The sequence below is a fragment of the Deferrisoma palaeochoriense genome (assembly GCF_054656955.1).
Genome location: NZ_BAAHXI010000007.1, coordinates 46904 through 65997, shown reverse-complemented (window position 1 = coordinate 65997; position 19094 = coordinate 46904). Strand labels below are relative to the sequence as shown.

Sequence of the window (19094 nt, the reverse complement as noted above, 5' to 3'; positions counted from 1 at the left end):
GAAACCGGTGTGTATGACCCCACGCCCCCTACTCGAGGGTGCGCACCGCCAGGGTCGTCTTGAGCTGGGAGGTTTTGCCGTCCTGGTACCGGATCACGGTGTCGATGTGGATCTGGTCCTGGCCGGCGTAGATGCCCTCGATGATGTCCGCGTATTTCTGGTCGATGAACCGGCGACGCACCTTCCGGGTGCGGGTGAGCTCGTCGTCGTCCGCGTCGAGCTCCTTGTAGAGGAGCACGAACTTGCGGATCCGCTGGTGCTCCGTGAGGCTCTCATTGACCTTGCGAACCTCCTTCTCGATGAGGTCGTAGACCTCGGGCTTGGAGGCCAGGTCGGTGTAGGTGGTGTAGTTGATGCGCCGGTCCTCGGCCCATTTGCCCACGATGCCGTAGTCGATGCAGATCATCGCGATGATGTAGTCGCGCTCGTGGCCGATGCACACGGCCTCCTTCACGAAGGGGCTGAACTTGAGCTTGTTCTCGATAAACTGGGGGCTGAACCGCTCGCCGCCCTTCAGGGTCATGATGTCCTTCATCCGGTCGATGATCACGAGGTGCCCGTCCTCGTCGAAGTACCCCGCGTCGCCGGAGTAGAGCCACCCGTCCACGATGGTCTCCCGGGTGGCCTCCTCGTTCTTGTAGTACCCCATGAAGAGCGCGGGGCTGCGGGAGATCACCTCGCCCACCCCCTTGGGGTCGGGGTTCGCGATCCGGATCTCGGTCTCGGGGATGGGTTTGCCCACCGTGTCGAACTTCACGTCGCCGTCCCGGTGGATGCAGGAGATCCCGGAAATCTCGGTCTGGCCGTAGATCTGCTTGAGGTTCACCCCGAGGGCGTGGAAGAACCGGAAGGTGTCGGGCCCCAGGGCCGCGCCGCCGGTGGAGGCCGACCGGATGTAGGTGAACCCGAGCCGGTCCTTGAGGGCCCGGAACACGGCGAGGTACGCGAACGCGTACTGGATCTTCTGCCAGAGGGTGGGCTCCTTCTTTTGGAACTTGAGGTCGGCCCACATGTACCCGATGGGCAGGCACTTGTTGAACATGAACCGCTTGAACGGCGAGGCGTCCATGATCTTCACCTGGACCGTGGCGGCCAGGTTCTCCCACACCCGGGGCGGGCTGAAGATGACGTGGGGCCCGATCTCCCGGATGTTCTCGGTGGCGGTCTCGGGCTCCTCGGGGAAGTTTACGGTAAACCCGAACAGGAGCGCGCTCGCCACGCACATCATCTGCTCCCCGATCCACGGGAGCGGCAGGAAGCTCACGAACTCGTCGGATTCATACTTGGGGTCCACCTTTCCCAGGTTCGCGGCCATGCTGAGCATGTTCCGGTGGCTCAGCATGGCGAGCTTGGGGTTGCCGGTGGTGCCCGAGGTGGTACAGATCTGGGCGCAGTCTTCGGGGTTGGTGGCGTCGACCATCTGGTCGAAGATGCCCGGGTTCTTCTTCTCGAACTCCCGGCCCCGCTCCTCCACCTCGGGGAAGTAGATGAGCCGGGGATCGTCGTATTTCCGCATGCCCCGGGGGTCGGTGTAGATGATGTGCTCCACCGTGGGGATCTCGTCGCCCATGTCGAGCACCTTGTCCACCTGCTCCTGGTCCTCGGCCACCACGAACCGGGAGGCGGCGTGGTTGATGATGTAGGAGACCTCCTTGAGGATCGAGTCCTGGTAGATCCCGATCCCGATGGCGCCGGCCGACTGGGCCGCGAGCTCGGCCCAAAGCCACTCGGGCCGGTTGTCGCCGATGATCGAGATCGTGTCGCCCTTTTGAAGGCCCATCGAGACGAGCCCCAGGCAGAAATACTTCACGTGCTCGTAGTAATCCTTCCAGGTGTAGGGCTGCCAGATCCCGAACTCCTTCTCCCGCATGGCCACCCGGTCGTCGCCCCATTTGCGGGCGTTGTGGCGCAGGAGCTTCGGGAAGGTGTCGAGGGGAAGGTCGACCATGGGCTCTTTCTCCTCCAGGCGAATGCGGTCGACGGTCGCGGTTCCCAACGGCCTACCGGCCCAGGAACGTCTCGTCCTCGGCGCCCAGGTAGGCGCGGATCACGTCCGGGTTCTTCTGGACCTCGTCGGGGGTGCCCTCCCCGATCTGCTGGCCGAAGTCGAGCACAACGATCCGGTCGGAAATGTCCATGACGACGCCCATGTCGTGCTCCACCAGGATCACGGTGACACCGCGCTCCTGGTTGATGTCGAGGATGTACCGGACCATGTCCTCGGTTTCCTCGAGGTTCATGCCGGCCATGGGCTCGTCGAGGAGGATCAGCTTGGGGTCGAGGGCGAGCGCCCGAGCCAGCTCCACCCGCTTCTGGAGCCCGTAGGCCAGGGTGCCCACGATCTTCTTGCGGATGTGCTCGATCTCGAGGAAGTCGATGATGTCCTCCACGAACTTCCGGTGTTCGATCTCCTCGCGCTGGCACGGCCCCAGGTAGATGCCCCCCTTGAGGAACCCGCTCTTCAGATGGATGTGCCGGCCGATCAGGAGGTTGTCGAGCACGGTCATGCCCTTGAAGAGGGCGATGTTCTGGAAGGTGCGGGAGATCCCGATCCGGGCCCGGGTGGCCGGGGGCTGGTTCGTGATGTCCTGGCCCTCGAACACGATCCGCCCCTTCTGGGGGTGATACCGGCCGCTGATGCAGTTGAGCATACTCGTCTTGCCGGCGCCGTTGGGGCCGATGATCGAGAAGATCTCCCCCTGGTACACCTTGAACCCCACGCCCATGAGGGCGTTCACTCCGCCGAAGCTCAGATGGATGTCCTCCACCTCAAGCTGCACAGGCCGTTCGCCCATAGCTCCTCCTTATCCACCCTGCGGTCGGTTTTCGGGCTCGGCGTGTATAACATCGTTCGGTTTTGTTAGTCAAACGAAAAACGCACCTAACGTCAAGTGCCCGCCCATCCCCTTGCGCCGGCCGGCCCGCGCGAGACCCCGGCTTCCCGACCGCCCAATGGCGTTTGCGAAGCCTCCCCCCCAAAAAAGGGCTTTCGTGGGCGCCCCGGGGGCCTCCGTTGTCCCCTACAGCTCCCGACGGGCCGGTCGCGGCGGCAACCCTCGGGTGGGGCGGGAAACAATGTTGACCCAGGCCGAACGAACTAGGTATACAACGGTCCCCATGGAAACCACGCCGCGCAATATACCCAGTTTACGTGAACTGGCACGAAGGGCCCCGAAGGCCGTCACCCTCGTGGACGTTTCGGCGAGGGACGGGCTGCAATCCCTTCCCGTTCGCCTCTCCCCCTCCGCCCGGGCCGATTGGATCAAACGGGTCCTGGACGCCGGCGTGCCTGAGGTGGAGGCGGGGAGTTTCGTCCACCCCGGAAAGGTGCCCCAGATGGCCGGGACCCACGAGGTGCTGGCCCGCCTGCGGGGGTTCGAACCCCGTCTGTGGGTGCTGGTGCCCAACGCCAAAGGGCTCGAACGGGCGGTGGCGGCCGGCGCACAAAACGCGATTTTCCTGGCGTCGGCCACCGAGGCCCACAGCCGCGCGAACCTGGGCCGATCGGTGGCCGAGGTCCTCCGGGACCTCGCACCCATGACGGAAACGGCCCGCGCCCACGGGGTGCGGGTTCGGCTCGCGGTGTCCATGGCGTGGACCGACCCAGTGGAGGGCCCCGTTCCGGAAACCCGCCTCCTGGAGTTGTGCGCCCGGGGACACGACCTGGGTATCCACGAGATCACCCTGTGCGACACCCAGGGGGGCGCCTCCCCCCTGGCGGTGGCGGAGCGCGTGGAGGCGGTGTCCCGGGTGGTACCCCTCGAGGCTATGGGGGTTCACCTCCACGACCCGTTCGGAACGGCCGGGGCCGCGGCCTGGGCGGCCTGGCTGTGCGGGGTGCGGCGGTTCGATGGCTCCCTCGGGGGCCTCGGGGGATGCCCGGTGCTCGAGGAGCCCGAGGGGAACCAGGACCTCTTGGAACTGGAGGCCCTGTTTCGCGGCCTGGGGGTCGACACCGGCGTGGACCGGGAAAGGCTCCAGGACGCGGCCCGGTTCCACCGGGAACTCCTGGCCCGGGCGGAACCGTTGGGACGTTAGGACGTTAGGACGGTAGGACGTTGGGACGGTAGGGGCATCTTGGCCTTCCAGCCTCCTGGCCTCCCAGCTTCCAAGCTTTCCAGCCTTTTCCCGAGGAGGATCCCATGAGCGAACCCACGGTGCTGGTCGAACGAGAAGACGGGCTGTGCCTCATCACCCTGAACCGCCCCCAGGTCATGAACTCGATCTCGTTCCAGATGCTCCTCGATCTCAACCGGGTGCTGGACGAGGTGCGGTTCGACACCTCGGTGCGGTGCGTGGTGATCACGGGCGCCGGGGACCGGGCGTTCTGCGCGGGCGCGGACCTCAAGGAACGGGCGGGCATGACCGAGGACCAGGTCCGCCGGTACATCCACACCATCCGCAACACCTTCACCGAGGTGGAGAACCTGCCCATGCCCGTGATCGCTGCGGTGAACGGGGTGGCCCTGGGGGGTGGCACCGAGCTCGCCCTGGCCTCGGACCTGCGGATCGCGAGCGAGAACGCCACCCTCGGGCTCACCGAGACGAGCCTCGCCATCATCCCGGGAGCCGGCGGCACCCAGCGGCTCCCCCGGATCGTGGGCAAGGCCAAGGCCAAGGAGCTCATCTTCACGGCCAAGCGCATCTCTGCGGCCGAGGCTCTGGAGATCGGCCTGGTCAACCGGGTGGTGCCCCTGGCCCGGCTCCTCGACGCGGCCCGGGAGCTCGCGGCGGCCATCGCCAAGAACGGCCCCCTGGCCGTGCGCGCCGCCAAGCGGGCCATCGACCGGGGCATGGAGATGGACCTGGCCGACGCCCTGGTGTTCGAGAGCACCTGCTACGAAACCCTCATCCCCACCGAGGACCGTCTGGAGGGCCTCCGGGCGTTCCGCGAGAAGCGAAAGCCGGAATATCAGGGGCGTTAGGACGTTCGGACGTTAGGACGCTCGGACGTCGGGACGTTGGGAGGCCGCCTAGCCGCCCAGCCGCCTGGCCGCCTAGCCCCCTGGCCGCCTAGCCGCCTAGCCGCCTAGCCGAAAAAGGAGGACAACCATGTGCGACACGATGCGACTACACCGGATGGACCTGCCCAAGGAAGTGATCATCGGGGAGTGCTGGGCCCGGGACGGGCTCCAGAACGAGCCGCTGATCGTGCCCACCCGCAAGAAGGTCGAGATGATCACCGGCATGGTGGAGGCCGGGTTCAAGAAGATCGAGGCCACGAGCTTCGCCCATCCCAAGTACCTCCAGCAGTTCGCCGACGCCGAGGAGGTGCTCCGGCAGATCCCCCGCAAGGAGGGCGTGGACTACCGGGCCATCTGCACCACGATGAAGGCGGTGGAGCGGGCCGTGAAATCCAAGGAGGAGGGCTACGGCGTGGACGAGATCGCCATGGTGATCTCGGCGAGCGAGGCCCACAACCTGGCCAACGTGAACATGACCCACGACGAGAACAAGAAACTTCTCGAGGAGATGACCCGCCGGGCCATCGACACCGGCCACACCGTGTTCGGCTGGGTGCTCACGAGCTTCGGCTGCCCGATCAACGGGGACGTGCCCCTGGACCACGTGGCCAAGATGGGCAAGTGGTGGAAGGACATCGGGGCCACCTTCATCGGGTTCGGCGACACCACGGGGGTGGCCAACCCCCGGCAGGTGAGCGAGTTCTACGAGTACATGCTGGCCGAGGGGTTCACCACCGACGAGGTGGTCGTGCACTTCCACGACACCCGGGGCTGGGGGGTGGCCTGCTCGCTGGTGGCGCTCACGTTCGGGTTCCGCTACTTCGACACCTCCCTCGGGGCCATCGGCGGCCAACCCAAGACCGGAGCCGCCGAGTACCACCGGGGGTATGCCGGGAACACCTGCACCGAGGATCTCGTGGGCATGTTCGAGGAGATGGGGGTCCGGACCGGCCTCGACATGGACAAACTCCTGGAACTCGGCCGGAAGGCGGAGCAGATCCTGGGCCGCCAACTGCGGAGCAACTTCCTGCGGGCCGGCCCGGTGCCCCACCAGGGCATCGTGTACGACAAGGAGAAAGGGATCGTCGCCGAAAAGCGCTGATTCCCCGGCAACCCGCGGGAACCCGACCGGGGGCGGCCGCGAGGCCCCCCCGGTTTCCCTTTGCCTTCACCCGGGCGTTTCCACTATCATCCGCCACCCCCTCGGTTTTTTGTCCGTTTACTGATGAAAGGAGGCACCCATGCGCAGGTCCTGGATCCAGACAACGGCCCTTTGCCTTGCCCTGGCGGCGCCCGCCTGGGCCGGCGACACGATCAAGATCGGGTTCAACATCCCGCTCACCGGCGACATTCCCAAGGTGGGCGAGTCGTCCAAGTACGCGGCCGAGATGCTCCGGGAGGATGTGAACGGCGCCGGCGGCCTCGAGGTGGGGGGCAAGAAGTACACCCTCGAGTTCATCTACGAGGATAACGAGTCCAAGGCCGAGTCGGCCGTGACCGCGGCCCTGAAGCTCATCGAGCAAGACGAGGTGCTCGCCATCGTGGGCCCCAACTCCTCGAAGCAGGCGGTGCCCGCCGGCCAGGTGTGCGACGACAACGAGACCCCCATGATCTCCCCCTGGTCCACCAACCCCGACACCACCAAGGACCGGCCCTGGGTGTTCCGGGCCGCATTCCTCGACCCGTTCCAGGGCCCGGTGGCCGTGGATTTCGCCACCAAGACCTTCGGGGCCAAGACCGCGGCCGTGATCTACGACCTCTCCAACGACTACTCCAAGGGCCTGGCCGAGATCTTCAAGGCCGACTTCGAGAAGAAGCACGGCGCCGGCTCGGTGGTGGCCTTCGAGAGCCACGGCACCAAGGACCAGGACTTCAGCGCCCAGTTGACGAAGATCATCGCGGCGAAGCCCGACTTCATCTTCGTGCCCGACAACTACAACCAGGTGGCCCTCATCGTGAAACAGGCTCACAACCTGGGCTGGACCGGCCCCTTCATGGGGTCGGATGCCTGGGGCTCGGCCGAGCTCATGACCCTGTGCGGCGACGACTGCAAGGGCCACTACTTCTCTACCCACTACGCCGCGGCCGGGGCCACGGGCGCCACCAAGGAGTTCATCGAGCGCTACAAGGCCAAGTACGGTTACACCCCGGACGACGTGGCCGCGCTCACCTGGGACGCCACCCGGATCGTGCTCCAGGCCATCCAGGACACCGGCGGGCTCACGGGCGACCTGGGCAAGGACCGCAAAGCCATCCGGGACGCCATGGCCTCGATCAAGGAGTTCCAGGGCATCACCGGGAAGATGCGGTTCGACGAGCAGGGCGACCCGATCAAGTGCGCCGTCGTCGTGAAGATCAGCGACCAGGGCGAGTTCGTGTTCACCGAGTCGGTGTGCCCGTAACCCCTACGACCTGAACCGACCGGGGGTGGCGGCGCGGGCCGCCGCCCCCGGTTCGTTCTTCCAGCAAGGCGAGGCCGGCGTTGCTTTCCACCGTCATCCAGAACGTTCTCAACGCCCTCCAGTGGGGCAGCTTCTACGCCCTGATCGCCCTGGGCTACTCCCTGGTGTACGGCGTGCTCCTTCTGATCAACTTCGCCCACGGTGACGTGTTCATGGTGGGCGCGTACATCGGGTTTTTCGTGGCCACGTTCCTCCTGACCCAGGCTGCGGGCTTGCCCGGCTGGGCCGTGCTGGCCCTCACGATCCCGGCCACCATGGCCCTGACCGCGGTGGTGGGGGTGACCCTGGAGCGGGTCGCCTACCGGCCGCTTCGGCGAAAGGGCGCGAACCGGCTCTACGTGGTCATCACGGCCCTGATGGCGGGGCTCATCCTGGAGCACGGGAACCTGGCGCTCCTGGGGGCGAGCCGGAAGAAGTTCCCGGAGCTCATCCCCGAGACCGTGTACACCCTGGGCGGGGTGAGCTTCACGAACCTCAAGGTCGCCGTGATCGCGGCCACGCTCCTCGTGTTCCTGCTCCTTCACTTCATCGTGACCCGCACCAAGATCGGCATGGCCATGCGGGCGATCTCTTACGACAAGTTCGCGGTGCCCCTCATGGGGATCCCCATCGACACGGTGATCGTGTTCACCTTCGTCCTGGGTTCGTCCATGGCCGGGCTGGCCGGGGTACTCTTTGCCATGTCGTACCCCGTGCTCGAGCCCTACATGGGCGCGCTCATCGGCTGGAAGGCGTTCATCGCGGCCGTGGTGGGCGGCATCGGGGACATCCGGGGGGCGTTCGTGGGCGGGTTCCTCCTGGGGGCGGTGGAGATTTTGGTGGTGGCGTTCTTCCCGAGCACGTTCCGGGACCTCATCGCCTTCACCGTGCTCCTGGTGATCCTGTCTTTCAAGCCCACCGGGCTGTTCGGGGTGGCGAAGACGACGAAGATCTAGCGGGCGGCTGGGCGGCCGGGGGGATCCGTCCGAGCGTCCGCACGTCCCAACGTCCTAACGTCCGAACGTCCTAACATCCCAACGACAAACGACAAACGAGCCGATGACCTCACAACCCTCCTCCATCGCGGTGCGGCCCGAAGGCGGGGCCGCCGAACCCACGGTGCTCCAGCGCTGGAGCGCGCCGGGCCTGACCCTCGCCGGGCTGGGCCTGCTCCTCTGGATCGGCCAGGGCGGGCTCCTCGACAAGTACACCCAGACCGTTCTCATGTTCATGGCGGTCAACGTGATCGTGTCGGCGAGCCTGAACCTGGTCAACGGCTACATGGGGGAGTTCTCCTGCGGCCACGGCGGGTTCATGGCCGTGGGAGCGTACGTGTCGTCGATCCTCGGGGTGCTCCTGTTCGCCAAGGACCGGGTGTTCGGCCCGCCGCTGCTGCCGCCGGAGTGGGCCCTGGCGGGGTTTCCGCTCCTGGTGCTCACGGGCGGGCTCGCCGCGGCCGTGGCCGGGCTCCTGGTGGCAATCCCGTCGTTTCGGACCCGGGGCGACTACCTGGCCATTATCACGATCGCGGCCAACTACATCGTGATCAGCGTGATCGAGAACCTGGACGTTATCGGGGGCTCCCGCGGGTTCATGGGCATGAAGCGGGTGGTCAAGGCCATGGGCGACACCTGGGACCTGCCCTGGATGCTCCTGTGGTCGTTCGCCTTCGCGGTGTTCACGATCTGGATCCTACGGCGGTTCGTGTATTCCACCTACGGCAAGGGGGTCATGGCCATCTGCCAGGACGAGGTGGCGGCCGAGATCATGAGCGTGGACACGAACCGCATGAAGATCGCCGCCTTCATGCTGAGCTCGGGGCTCGCCGGGGTGGCCGGGGCGCTGTTCGCCCACATCGTGGGGTACGTGAACCCGGGCTCCTTCGGGATCCTCAAGTCCACCGAGGCCCTCGTGATGGTGTACCTGGGAGGGATGGGAAGCCTCTCCGGGTCGGTGCTCTCGGCCGTGATCTTCACCCTGCTCCTCGAGGCCCTGCGGCCGCTCCAGATCATCAAGTGGATCGTGGTGCCCCTCCTCCTGATCCTTCTCATGCTGTTCCGGCCCGAGGGGATCCTGGGCAACCGGGAACTCGCCGACGTGTTCCCGGGGCTTCGGCGCTTCTACCGGTTCAAGTGAGGGGAGGAGCGCCATGGCCGTGCTGGAGATCCGCAACCTGACCCACTACTTCGGGGGCCTCTGCGCCCTGTCGGAGCTCAACATCACCCTGGAACCCGGGACGCTCACGGGTCTCATCGGCCCCAACGGCGCCGGCAAGACCACGGTGTTCAACCTGGTGAGCGGGTTTTACAAGCCGAGCCGGGGCGAGATCCGGTTCGAGGGCCGAAACATCGCGGGGCTCAAGCCCCACGAGGTCACGGCCCTCGGGATCGCACGCACGTTCCAGAACATCCGGCTGTGGAACGACCTTACGGTGCTCGACAACATCCGGATCGCCCAGCACCACCGCCTGGGGTACGGGTTCGCCGACGCCGTGTTCCGGACCCGGAGGTACCAGCGGCGGGAGGCCGAGATCGCCGCCTACGCCCGGGAGCTCCTGGAGGTCCTGGAACTCGACCACGTGGCCGGGGAGCTCCCGAAGAACCTGCCCTACGGGCTCCAGCGCAAGGTGGAGCTCGCCCGGGCGCTGTCGGTGGAGCCCAAGCTCCTCCTGCTCGACGAGCCGGCCGCCGGCCTCAACACGGCCGACGTGGAGGAGCTCATTCGCCACATCCGGTGGATCCGGGAGCGGTTCGACGTGACCATCTGGATGATCGAGCACCACATGGACGTGGTGATGGAGCTGTGCTCCCACATCACCGTGATCGACTTCGGCGAAACGATCGCGTCGGGCACCCCCGACGAGATCCGCACGAATCCGGCCGTGATCCAGGCCTACCTGGGGGACGACGAGATCTAACCCGGCGACCCACCCGGAGCCCCCCGGAACGGGCGGTCGGGGCGGCCGGCCGAAGCTCGCGGCCGCGTTTTTCTGCGAAGGACCGGCCGTCCCGACCGCGCCCAAAACGAAAGACGGAACGAACCATGCTTCTCGAGATCGAAAACCTGGTCGTCCGCTACGGAAACATCGAGGCGCTCCACGGCATCAGCTTCACCGTGGACGAGGGGGAGGTGGTGACCCTGATCGGCGCCAACGGCGCCGGGAAGACCACCACCCTGTTGAGCGTGTGCCGCCTGCCCCCGCCCGAGGCCCCCCGGGTCGTGCAGGGCGACATCCGGTTCACCGGCCAGAGCCTGCTGGGGGTGGAGCCCCACGACGTGGTGCGGCGGCTCAAGATGGCGCTCGTGCCCGAGGGCCGGCGGATCTTCGGGAACCTCACGGTGGAGGAGAACCTGGAGCTGGCCACCTACGCCCGGCGGGGCGACCCGGGGGTGGCCAAGGACCTCGACCACGTGTTCCAGCTCTTCCCCCGGCTCAAGGAGCGCCGCCGCCAGCGAAGCGAGTCCCTCTCGGGCGGCGAGCAGCAGATGCTCGCGGTGGGCCGGGCCCTCATGACCGGGTGCCGGGTGCTGCTTTTGGACGAGCCGTCCATGGGGCTCGCGCCCGTGCTCAAGTACGAGATGTTCCGCGCCCTCAAGCGGCTCAACCGCGAGGGGGTGACGATCCTCCTCGTGGAACAGAACGCGGCCCTCGCCCTCAAGTTCGCCCACCGGGGCTACGTGCTCGACACCGGCCGCATCGTGGCCGAGGGGCCCACCGACCACCTCCTCTCCAACGACGAGGTCAAGCGGGCCTATCTGGGGGGCTAAGGTCCTTTCGTCTCGCCCGATGGCGGGGCGGCGCCGGCCGCCGGGGAACGAGGAATGACCCACCCCCGGAGTTCGGAGGCGACGGCCGCCGCTTTGCACTCCAGAGCGTCGGGCCGAAAGCCGGGAATCCGGCGCACGTCGGATGCCGTGCTCACGTCCGACCGGGCCCCTGCAATCCCGCGCTGACGGCGCTTACGGGTCTCGTATCGCCTTCTCCTCCCCGACCCGCAACCCGCGGTTACCCCGCCTTCTTTGGGAGGCCGTTGTGACCGGGAAGAAGGAGCAAGAGCGGGGCGATCGCCAGGAACATGAACCCCAGGGCCCACGACACATCGTTGTACGCCATCATCGTCGCCTGCCGGTCCAGCAGACGCGAGGCCAGGGCATGGGCCCCCAACGTCCCCGCCCCTCCCACCGACGTCGCCCCCACGGCCCCCTCGAACCACCGGTACAACGGATTCAGCGGGCTCACGTGCTTGACCATGTGGGCCCGGTGGATCTGCTGTCCTCGGGCTACCAAGGTGGCCACCAGCGCATAGCCCACGTTGCCCCCCACCCTCCTCGCCAGGGTGTACAGGCTGGACGCCTCCGTCATGTCCCGTTTCGCGACCGTGCTCAGGGCCACGGTGGTCATGGTCACGAACAGAAACGGCATGCCGGCGCCCATGATCAGCAGCATCGGCACCAGATTCCAAAATCCGGCGTCGAGCGACAGGTGGGACAGGTCGTAATACGACCAGAAATTGAGCCCGATGCCCACGAGGATGAGCAGGCGGGGATCCACCCGGCGGTACAGCCACCCCGCCAACGGCATGCAGGCGAGCAGGGTCAGGGATCGCGGCGCGAGCACGAGCCCCGCCTCGAACGCCGGGTACCCGAGCAGGTGCTGGGTGAACTGGGGGAGCACGAACGTGGTCCCGAACAGGGCGACCCCGAAGATGGCGCCGATGGTCGAACCCACGGTCAGGGGAATGTTGCGAAGCAGCCGGAAGTTCACGACGGGTTCCGAAACCCGAAGCTCCCACACGACCAGCGCGAGCAGGGTCGCGGCCCCGACCACCGTACCCCCCACGATGGACCCCGAATCGAACCAGTTTTTCTCCTGTCCCCGCTCCAAGACCACCTGCATGGCGGTCAGCGACACGGTAAGCAGCGCGAGCCCCACCCAATCCACCCTTCTCACGCCCCGGCGGAGATAGGGAGGGTCGTGCACGAACGCTCCGATGAGGGCCATCCCCAGCAGGCTCACGGGCACGTTGATAAAGAAAATCCAGGGCCAACCGTACCGGTCGGTGAGCCATCCCCCCAGAATCGGGCCCACCGCGGGCGCCAGCACCACCCCCATGCCGTAGATGGCCATGGCCATCCCCTGCTCCTCCTGGGGAAAGGTTTCCCGAAGAATGGCCTGGGAAACGGGGATCAGCGCCCCTCCCCCGACGCCCTGCAAAACCCGGTACACCATCATCTGGCCGAAGGTTTGTGCCGTTCCGCACAGCACCGATCCCACGGTGAAGAGCGCGAAAGAGGCGAGATACAGCCGCTTGCGCCCGACGAGGGTGCTGAGCCACCCCGCCATCGTCGCGAGGATGATCTCCGCGATGCTGTAGCTGGTGGCCACCCAGGTAATGGCCGAGAGGTCCTGCCCAAAGCTCCCCATCATGTGGGGCAGGGCCACGTTCACGACGCTGACGTCCATCACGGCCATGAACGTTCCGAACATCACCGTGAACGCCACCAGCCACTTGTCCACCGCGGGGTGGGAGGGGCTCACGGCGGGCCGCCCCCGGTTCGGGCACGCGCGACCGCCCCGCGAGCCCCGGCCCGGGGCGCTCCCCGGGGCATCTTCGCCGCGGGGTTCATTGCACCCACACCCGGGGCACCACCGACAGGCCCGGCACGAGGTGGAGTTCGGAGGGGAGCGAGTCGTCGAAACAGATCTTCACCGGAACGCGCTGCACGACCTTCACGTAGTTCCCCGTCGCGTTCTCGGGCGGAAGCAGGCTGAACCGCGCCCCCGTACCCGACTGGAAACTGTCCACGTGGGCCCGGAACGTGCGGTCCGGATAGGCGTCTACCCGCACGTCCACCCTCTGGCCCTCGCGCATTCGCGTGATCTGGGTTTCCTTGAAGTTCGCCACCACCCAAAGATCCCCCGGCACCACGGCAAGGAGGGCCTGTCCGCGCTGGACGAACATGCCCGGCTCGACGGCTTTTCGGGTGACCCGCCCGGCCTCCGGCGCCACGATGCGGGTGTACGAGAGTTCCAATTCGGCCTGCCGCACGGCGGCGCGGGCGCTCTCCACCTCGGCCTTGGCCGCCTCCAGCCGTGCCGCGCTTTCGGCCACCTGCTGCGGGGCGCCCTTGGCCCCCTCCAAACGGCTCAGCGCCTCCTTCAACCGCGCCTCGGCCTGGTCGCGCTGGGTTCGCGCTTTGGCCAGCTCGTTTCGCGCCGTTTCCTCCGCCGCCCGCGCCCGGGCCACCTCGGCCCGGGCGGCGTCCGCGGCCTTCTGCGCAGCGGCCAACCGGGCCGCCGCGGCGCGCGCCGTCGACGCAGCCTGATCCACCTGCTGGCCCGTTGCCACCCCCCCCTCCCCCAGGGCCCGGTAGCGCTCCCAGTCCCCCTCGGCACGCCGGGCCTCGGCGGCTGCCGCCTCCACCTCCGCCTCCGCCTGTCTCTCTCGGGCCTCGGCCGATCCGAGGAGGGCTCGGACCTCGGCCACCCGACTCTCCGCCGCCTGCACCGCGGCCTCGGCCGTCCGGACGTCAGCCCGGGCCCGGACCACCGCGGCCTCGGCTTCCCCCAGGCCCGCCCCCGAGGTGACGTCCACCACTGCCAACGCCTTCTCCGCGGCCCGTTCCCGGGCGAGCGCCACGGCCAACCCGGCCCGGGCCTCTTGCAGACGCACCTCGAAATCCGCCGGGTCCAGTTCGACCAGGAGGTCCCCGGCCCGAACTTCCTGGTTGTCGGTCACCTGGACCGTCCGCACGTGGCCGGCGACCCGCGGACTCACGAAGATCACCCGGCCTTCCAGAAAGGCGTCATCCGTGGTTTCGTAGGCCTGTGCCCGAACCCAGTACCATGCCGCCGCCCCCCCGGCCCCCAAAATGAGGAGCACCAAAAACACTCGGATAAACCGCTTACCGGCCGGCCGCCGGACTTGGTCGGCCGCCGAAACGCTCTCCGACGTCCCCGCCCCCTTCGCCGTTGTGTCCATGCCTCACCTCGAAAACGAAGCCCCCGCCCATCCTCTCCATCCGGCGCACCGGGCGTCCGGGAACGTTTTAGAAGGAGAGCGGAGAGTGGGGGGCAACTCGCTATAAACTTGTGCAATGTCCGCTCGTTACGACCGGGATGACACGTCGTCTGCGGCCTGCCGCTCACGCCGTCGCGGCGAGGCTGCGCCGACAAAACGCCGCCACCTCCGCCTCGAGGGGCGGCGGTTCCAGGGGCCCGAGAAGCCGGTGCCGGCTGATCCCATACAGCATTCCGCGCAGGATGAACGCGGTCTCCTCCGACGGCACGTCTCGGATCGATCCGTCCTCCCGGCCCCGCTCGATGCACCGCCGGAGTAGCTCCACCATCCGGGAGAAACGGTTTTTGAACTCCTCCGCGAACGGTGTGCCGGTCCGCAGAAACGAGTGGGGAACGTCTCGCAAAACCACCCGAAACTCCCTCGCCCTCTCCTGCGTGAAGCGAAAGTGGAAGCGGATCAGCTTCTCCACCCCTTCCATCCCGGAGTCCGCGTTCCCCACCTCCTCTTCCCCCCCTCGGATGTAATCATCCAGCATCGCCAGGAGGATCTCTCGGAGCACCCCTTCCTTATTTCTGAAGTGATGGAAGATGGTGCCCTCCGCCACCCCCGCCCGCTTCGCGATCTCCGACGTCGGGGTCGACCCGTACCCTCTTTCGGCGAACAACTCGATCGCCGCCCGCAAAATGGCCTGTCTGCGGTTCATCGGGAACTCCTGCCTCGGTTGGATGTACTCCCGCCACGGAAACATCGTCAGATCCCCGTGGTCGCTGCGGAAACCAGCGCGTTGGGGCTGGCGGAGGGCCGGGTGCGGCCCCCGCGGGGCGCCGCGCCCCACCAGGCTTGGATTGCCTTGGAAGTTCCAGAACTTCCGCTATCGTCGCCCCGACCTACCGCCGGCAACGGCATGCGAAGGCGCGACAATCGGGTGCCGGTCTCGCGCCCGGCCGAAAGCAGGCCCCAGGCCCCGGCGCCCACGCGCGCCTTTATTGACGCCGGGTTCATAGTCACTTCGCGCTCGGTCGATAGGGGGCAGAAGGCGTTGTGACCCTGCTACTCCGGCCGCGACGGTTTCCCCGGCGGTCCTTCGGCGGGGATCGCCCCCCGAAGGCAACCCTTCCCGTTCCCCGTCTCAAGGTTCTTGTGGAACCTGCTCGCCCAGGCGGGCCTGCGGGCGCCGTGCAACCCCGGTCGCGGCACCCCGGTCTCCCCCGACCCCAGGGAGGGCGGAAACCCAAGCGGCTACCGAGTGAGCACTCGGTCAAATAGCTAACACGGCGCCCCCGCTGGGGTCAACGGATTTGAACCCCTGCGGTTGTTTTGAGCGAACAATCGGCGACAAGCACCATCCGGACGGCCCCCAAGCGCGCCTGACGCCGGGGACCGCCTTCTTGACGCCCCCACGTAGGGGGGTATCTTACCGTGCCCGTGGGAGCGGCGGCCGAGCCCATCCCCTGATCAAAAATCCCGAGGAGGAGACGGGCATGAAGATCCAGGTGATTTTCTACAGCATGTACGGTCACGTGTACCGGCTCGCCGAGGCGGTGGCCGAGGGGGCCCGCCAGGTGGAAGGGACCGAGGTCTCCCTTTACCAGGTGCCCGAATTGGTTCCCGACGAGGTGCTGGAGGCCTCGGGGGCCAAGGCGGCCCGACAGGCCTTCGCCCATGTGCCGGTGGCCCGACCCGAGCAACTGGCCGAGGCGGACGCGATCCTCTTCGGCACGCCCACCCGGTTCGGCAACATGTGCGCGCAGATGCGGAATTTCCTCGACCAGACCGGCCCCCTGTGGATGCGGGGCGCCTTGGTGGGCAAGGTGGGCAGCGTGTTCGCCTCCACGGCCACCCAGCACGGGGGCCAGGAGACCACGATCACGAGCTTCCATACCACGCTTCTCCACCACGGCATGATCGTGGTGGGCGTGCCCTACGCCGAGCAGCGCCTCCTGGAGATGGGAGAGGTCACCGGCGGCACCCCTTACGGCGCCACCACCTTGGCGAGCGCGGACGGCTCGCGTCAGCCCACCGAAAACGAGTTGGCCATTGCGAGGTTCCAGGGTCGGCACGTGGCCGAGATCGCCCGCGCGTTGGTGCGGGGCCGCGGCGCGGCGTAAGCCGCCCCCGAACGACATCGGGCGACCGTGCGCCAACCCGCTCTGTTCGTGGGGCACGGAAGCCCCATGAACGCGCTTGTCGAAAATGATTACGCCCGAAGCCTTCGGGCCGTGGGCCGCGCCCTGCCCCGCCCCAGGGCCGTGGCCGTGGTGTCGGCCCACTGGATGACCCGGGGAACTCGGATTTCCTGCCAACCCAGGCTGCGGCAGGTCTACGACTTCTACGGGTTCCCGCCGGAACTCTACGCCCTGCGGTACCGCCCGCCCGGCGCGCCCGCGGTGGCCCGGCGCGCCCTGGATCTTCTGCGGCGGGCCGACCCCGGGGTTTCTTGTGACGAGGGGTGGGGCCTCGACCATGCGGGATGGACCGTTTTGCTGCGGTTGTTCCCGGGGGCGGACGTGCCGGTGTTCGTGATCAGCGTCGACGTGGAGGCCCCGGCCCACCACCACCTGGCCCTTGGCCGAACTCTGCTGCCCCTTCGGGACGAAGGGGTTCTTATCCTGGGGAGCGGGAATGTGGTCCACAATCTCGGAGAGGCCGACCTGGAGCACATGGACGCGCCCCCGGATCCGAGGGGTGTGGCCTTCGACCGAGAGGTGACACGGGCCCTGGAGGAAGGCGATGCCGAGGCCCTGGCCCGGTACCAGGACTGGGGCGAAGCCGCCCGGTTCAGCGTGCCCACGCCCGACCACTACCTGCCGCTCCTGTGGGTGGCCGCCCTTCGCACCCCGGAAGACCGCGTGACATTTCCGCACGAAGGGTTCCAAAACCGCTCGGTGTCCATGCGGGCCGTGGGGGTGGGAAGTCCCTGAAGATTCCCTCTCCCGCGGCCACGGGGACCCCGAGGATCCCATTTTCAGCGACCAGAGGGAGGAATATCGTGAACGTGATCGCGTTTTGCGCAAGCCCACGCCCCGGAGGCAACACCGAAACCCTTGCGGGAGCCGTGCTCGACGGGGCGCGGGAGAAGGGGGCGGAAATCCGGCTCGTCCGGATCGCGGACCTGGATCTCCGGCCGTGCCAGGGGTGCGGCGCCTGCCGCCCCGAGGGCAACTGCGTGCTGGGCGACGCCATGGACGAGGCCGCGTCGTCGATCCTGGCCGCCGACGCCGTGGTGTTCGCCTCGCCGGTGTACATGTGGCAGGTGCCGGGACCGGGCAAGACCTTCATCGACCGGATGTGCCGGTTTCTCACCCCGGAACTGACCTCCCGGATCCCGGCGGGCAAGCCGATCGGCTTTGCGTACACCCAGGGGAACCCCGAGCCCGGCGCCTTCGGCGTGTACTTCGACTATCTCGAGCGGATGTTCGGGTTCCTGGGGTTTGCGCCGGCCGGCCGGGTTCTCGCCACGGCCACCCGACAAAAAGGCGACGTGCTCCGGCAGACGAAGGTCCTGGAGGCGGCCCGGGAGCTGGGAAGACGCCTGCTGGCGTCGGGCCCAAAGGGGTAGTCGTCCCGGGAGAGACGAGGGTGTTGAACCGGGGGTCCGTTGACAGAAACTTTGCATACGGAATATACACGTGGAAACATCACGCCTCGAAACCAACACGAAGAGGCCCCCATGCGGATCCTGTTCTGCGACACCAGCTTCCCGGCGGCCCGGGCCGTGCTGGCCCGGTACCTGCCGGAGGACGAGATCGTCTGCTGCCCCCAATCGGAACTCGCGCAGCACATCGGCGAGGCCGAGGTGGCGATCCCCCTCATGGCGCGCCTGGACGCCGAACTCCTGGAAAACGCGGGGCGGCTCCGGCTAATCCACCAGTTCGGGGTGGGGCTGGAAGGCGTGGACGTCGAGGCTGCGCGGCGCCGGGGCATCGCCGTGGCCAACGTGCCGAGTGGCGATACGGGCAACTCGGTGTCGGTGGCCGAGTGGGTTTTGTTTCTCATGCTGGCGCTCGCCCGGGACTATCCCGGGGCCGCCCGCTCCGTAAGGGAACAGCGCCTGGGCGTGCCCGTGGGCACGGTGCTTTTCGGCAAACGCGCCGGCGTCGTGGGACTGGGCAACCTGGGCCGGGCCATCGCCGCGCGGCTCAAGGCGCTCGGGATGGAGGTCTGGGCCGTGCGCAGGACCCCGGCCGCCACCCCGCCCGAGGACCTGGACGTTTTGGGCGGCCCCGAGGACCTTCCGGCGCTCCTGGAAGCCGTGGACTTCCTGATCCTCGCCGTGCCCCTCACCCCCCAGACCCGGGGGCTCATCGGACGGCGCGAACTCGCGCGGATGAAGCCCACCGCGTTCCTGATCAACGTTTCCCGGGGGCCGGTGGTGGACTACGACGCGCTGCTCGAAGCGCTGGAGAATCGCCGCATCGCCGGTGCGGGGCTCGACGTGTTCTGGACCGAGCCACCCGATCCCGAGGATCCCCTGTTCCGCCACAACGTGATCGCCTCGCCCCACATCGCGGGGGTCACGGACTTCTCCTACGACCTGATCGCCAAGGCGGTGGCGGACAACGTGGAGCGGCTGCGCAGCGGCCGACCCCTCCGGCACCTGGCCTGGTCGTAGAAGGGGTCAGCGAAAGGGCCGAGCATGCACACCCTGTTCTACCCCCGAAGCGTCG

General features: G+C 67.5%; 17 protein-coding genes. 12 read left to right on the top strand and 5 right to left on the bottom strand.

The features are described from left to right. Nucleotides 1–28 precede the first annotated feature (28 nt). Nucleotides 29–1948 carry a long-chain fatty acid--CoA ligase gene (locus tag ACYQ8L_RS03580; RefSeq protein WP_459940400.1) on the bottom strand — a complete coding sequence of 640 codons (1920 nt, stop codon included), beginning with the start codon at nucleotides 1946–1948 and terminating at the stop codon, nucleotides 29–31. Between the two features lie 52 nt (nucleotides 1949–2000). Next, the gene (locus ACYQ8L_RS03575; protein ID WP_459940399.1) at nucleotides 2001–2795 is read right to left on the bottom strand and encodes an ABC transporter ATP-binding protein; all 795 of its coding nucleotides are present in this window, start codon (nucleotides 2793–2795) and stop codon (nucleotides 2001–2003) included. On the opposite strand from ACYQ8L_RS03575, the gene ACYQ8L_RS03570 reads away from it, so the two are divergent. From ACYQ8L_RS03570 to ACYQ8L_RS03535, 8 genes are all read left to right on the top strand, one after another. Next, nucleotides 2680–4038, top strand: coding sequence for a hydroxymethylglutaryl-CoA lyase (locus ACYQ8L_RS03570; protein WP_459940398.1), 1359 nt, complete (start codon nucleotides 2680–2682; stop codon nucleotides 4036–4038). The genes ACYQ8L_RS03575 and ACYQ8L_RS03570 overlap by 116 nt on opposite strands. A gap of 104 nt (nucleotides 4039–4142) precedes the next feature. Then, the gene (locus tag ACYQ8L_RS03565) at nucleotides 4143–4925 is read left to right on the top strand and encodes an enoyl-CoA hydratase (protein ID WP_459940397.1); all 783 of its coding nucleotides are present in this window, start codon (nucleotides 4143–4145) and stop codon (nucleotides 4923–4925) included. Between the two features lie 127 nt (nucleotides 4926–5052). Continuing rightward, a complete protein-coding gene (locus ACYQ8L_RS03560; RefSeq protein WP_459940396.1) occupies nucleotides 5053–6066 on the top strand; it encodes a hydroxymethylglutaryl-CoA lyase in 1014 nt (337 codons plus the stop codon). 139 nt (nucleotides 6067–6205) lie between these two features. Continuing rightward, nucleotides 6206–7366 (top strand): ABC transporter substrate-binding protein, encoded by a 1161-nt coding sequence (locus ACYQ8L_RS03555; protein ID WP_459940395.1) that lies wholly within the window; start codon nucleotides 6206–6208, stop codon nucleotides 7364–7366. 80 nt (nucleotides 7367–7446) lie between these two features. Next, nucleotides 7447–8361 carry a branched-chain amino acid ABC transporter permease gene (locus tag ACYQ8L_RS03550; RefSeq protein WP_459940394.1) on the top strand — a complete coding sequence of 305 codons (915 nt, stop codon included), beginning with the start codon at nucleotides 7447–7449 and terminating at the stop codon, nucleotides 8359–8361. A gap of 103 nt (nucleotides 8362–8464) precedes the next feature. After that, a complete protein-coding gene (locus ACYQ8L_RS03545; protein WP_459940393.1) occupies nucleotides 8465–9541 on the top strand; it encodes a branched-chain amino acid ABC transporter permease in 1077 nt (358 codons plus the stop codon). Between the two features lie 13 nt (nucleotides 9542–9554). After that, on the top strand, nucleotides 9555–10322 hold the full coding sequence (locus ACYQ8L_RS03540) for an ABC transporter ATP-binding protein (RefSeq protein ID WP_459940392.1): 768 nt from the start codon (nucleotides 9555–9557) through the stop codon (nucleotides 10320–10322). A gap of 125 nt (nucleotides 10323–10447) precedes the next feature. After that, nucleotides 10448–11173 (top strand): ABC transporter ATP-binding protein, encoded by a 726-nt coding sequence (locus ACYQ8L_RS03535; protein WP_459940391.1) that lies wholly within the window; start codon nucleotides 10448–10450, stop codon nucleotides 11171–11173. Nucleotides 11174–11411: 238 nt separating this feature from the next. On the opposite strand, the gene ACYQ8L_RS03530 is transcribed toward ACYQ8L_RS03535, so the two are convergent. From ACYQ8L_RS03530 to ACYQ8L_RS03520, 3 genes are all read right to left on the bottom strand, one after another. Continuing rightward, complete coding sequence (locus ACYQ8L_RS03530; RefSeq protein ID WP_459940390.1) at nucleotides 11412–12944, bottom strand: DHA2 family efflux MFS transporter permease subunit; 1533 nt, start codon at nucleotides 12942–12944, stop codon at nucleotides 11412–11414. Between the two features lie 85 nt (nucleotides 12945–13029). Continuing rightward, nucleotides 13030–14388 carry an HlyD family secretion protein gene (locus ACYQ8L_RS03525; protein ID WP_459940389.1) on the bottom strand — a complete coding sequence of 453 codons (1359 nt, stop codon included), beginning with the start codon at nucleotides 14386–14388 and terminating at the stop codon, nucleotides 13030–13032. A gap of 163 nt (nucleotides 14389–14551) precedes the next feature. After that, the gene (locus tag ACYQ8L_RS03520; RefSeq protein WP_459940388.1) at nucleotides 14552–15130 is read right to left on the bottom strand and encodes a TetR/AcrR family transcriptional regulator; all 579 of its coding nucleotides are present in this window, start codon (nucleotides 15128–15130) and stop codon (nucleotides 14552–14554) included. 778 nt (nucleotides 15131–15908) lie between these two features. Here ACYQ8L_RS03520 and wrbA point away from each other — a divergent pair. The 4 genes from wrbA (at nucleotide 15909) to ACYQ8L_RS03500 (ending at nucleotide 19039) form a co-directional block, all read left to right on the top strand. After that, complete coding sequence (wrbA, locus tag ACYQ8L_RS03515; protein WP_459940387.1) at nucleotides 15909–16535, top strand: NAD(P)H:quinone oxidoreductase; 627 nt, start codon at nucleotides 15909–15911, stop codon at nucleotides 16533–16535. A gap of 27 nt (nucleotides 16536–16562) precedes the next feature. Further along, nucleotides 16563–17348 (top strand): 4,5-DOPA-extradiol-dioxygenase, encoded by a 786-nt coding sequence (gene ygiD / locus ACYQ8L_RS03510; protein ID WP_459940386.1) that lies wholly within the window; start codon nucleotides 16563–16565, stop codon nucleotides 17346–17348. Between the two features lie 68 nt (nucleotides 17349–17416). Continuing rightward, entirely contained in the window at nucleotides 17417–17986 is a 570-nt protein-coding gene (locus ACYQ8L_RS03505; protein ID WP_459940385.1) for a flavodoxin family protein, read from the top strand. A 111-nt stretch (nucleotides 17987–18097) separates the two neighbouring features. Beyond that, a complete protein-coding gene (locus ACYQ8L_RS03500; RefSeq protein WP_459940384.1) occupies nucleotides 18098–19039 on the top strand; it encodes a 2-hydroxyacid dehydrogenase in 942 nt (313 codons plus the stop codon). Nucleotides 19040–19094: the final 55 nt, after the last annotated feature.

Coding starts and splice junctions, on each gene's coding strand:
- ACYQ8L_RS03555 (WP_459940395.1), top strand. CDS start 6,206: ATGCGCAGGTCCTGGATCCAGACAACGGCCCTTTGCCTTGCCCTGGCG.
- ACYQ8L_RS03520 (WP_459940388.1), bottom strand. CDS start 15,130: ATGAACCGCAGACAGGCCATTTTGCGGGCGGCGATCGAGTTGTTCGCC.
- ACYQ8L_RS03525 (WP_459940389.1), bottom strand. CDS start 14,388: ATGGACACAACGGCGAAGGGGGCGGGGACGTCGGAGAGCGTTTCGGCG.
- ACYQ8L_RS03580 (WP_459940400.1), bottom strand. CDS start 1,948: ATGGTCGACCTTCCCCTCGACACCTTCCCGAAGCTCCTGCGCCACAAC.
- wrbA (WP_459940387.1), top strand. CDS start 15,909: ATGAAGATCCAGGTGATTTTCTACAGCATGTACGGTCACGTGTACCGG.
- ACYQ8L_RS03560 (WP_459940396.1), top strand. CDS start 5,053: ATGTGCGACACGATGCGACTACACCGGATGGACCTGCCCAAGGAAGTG.
- ACYQ8L_RS03570 (WP_459940398.1), top strand. CDS start 2,680: ATGATCGAGAAGATCTCCCCCTGGTACACCTTGAACCCCACGCCCATG.
- ACYQ8L_RS03545 (WP_459940393.1), top strand. CDS start 8,465: ATGACCTCACAACCCTCCTCCATCGCGGTGCGGCCCGAAGGCGGGGCC.
- ACYQ8L_RS03540 (WP_459940392.1), top strand. CDS start 9,555: ATGGCCGTGCTGGAGATCCGCAACCTGACCCACTACTTCGGGGGCCTC.
- ACYQ8L_RS03500 (WP_459940384.1), top strand. CDS start 18,098: ATGCGGATCCTGTTCTGCGACACCAGCTTCCCGGCGGCCCGGGCCGTG.
- ACYQ8L_RS03535 (WP_459940391.1), top strand. CDS start 10,448: ATGCTTCTCGAGATCGAAAACCTGGTCGTCCGCTACGGAAACATCGAG.
- ACYQ8L_RS03575 (WP_459940399.1), bottom strand. CDS start 2,795: ATGGGCGAACGGCCTGTGCAGCTTGAGGTGGAGGACATCCATCTGAGC.
- ACYQ8L_RS03565 (WP_459940397.1), top strand. CDS start 4,143: ATGAGCGAACCCACGGTGCTGGTCGAACGAGAAGACGGGCTGTGCCTC.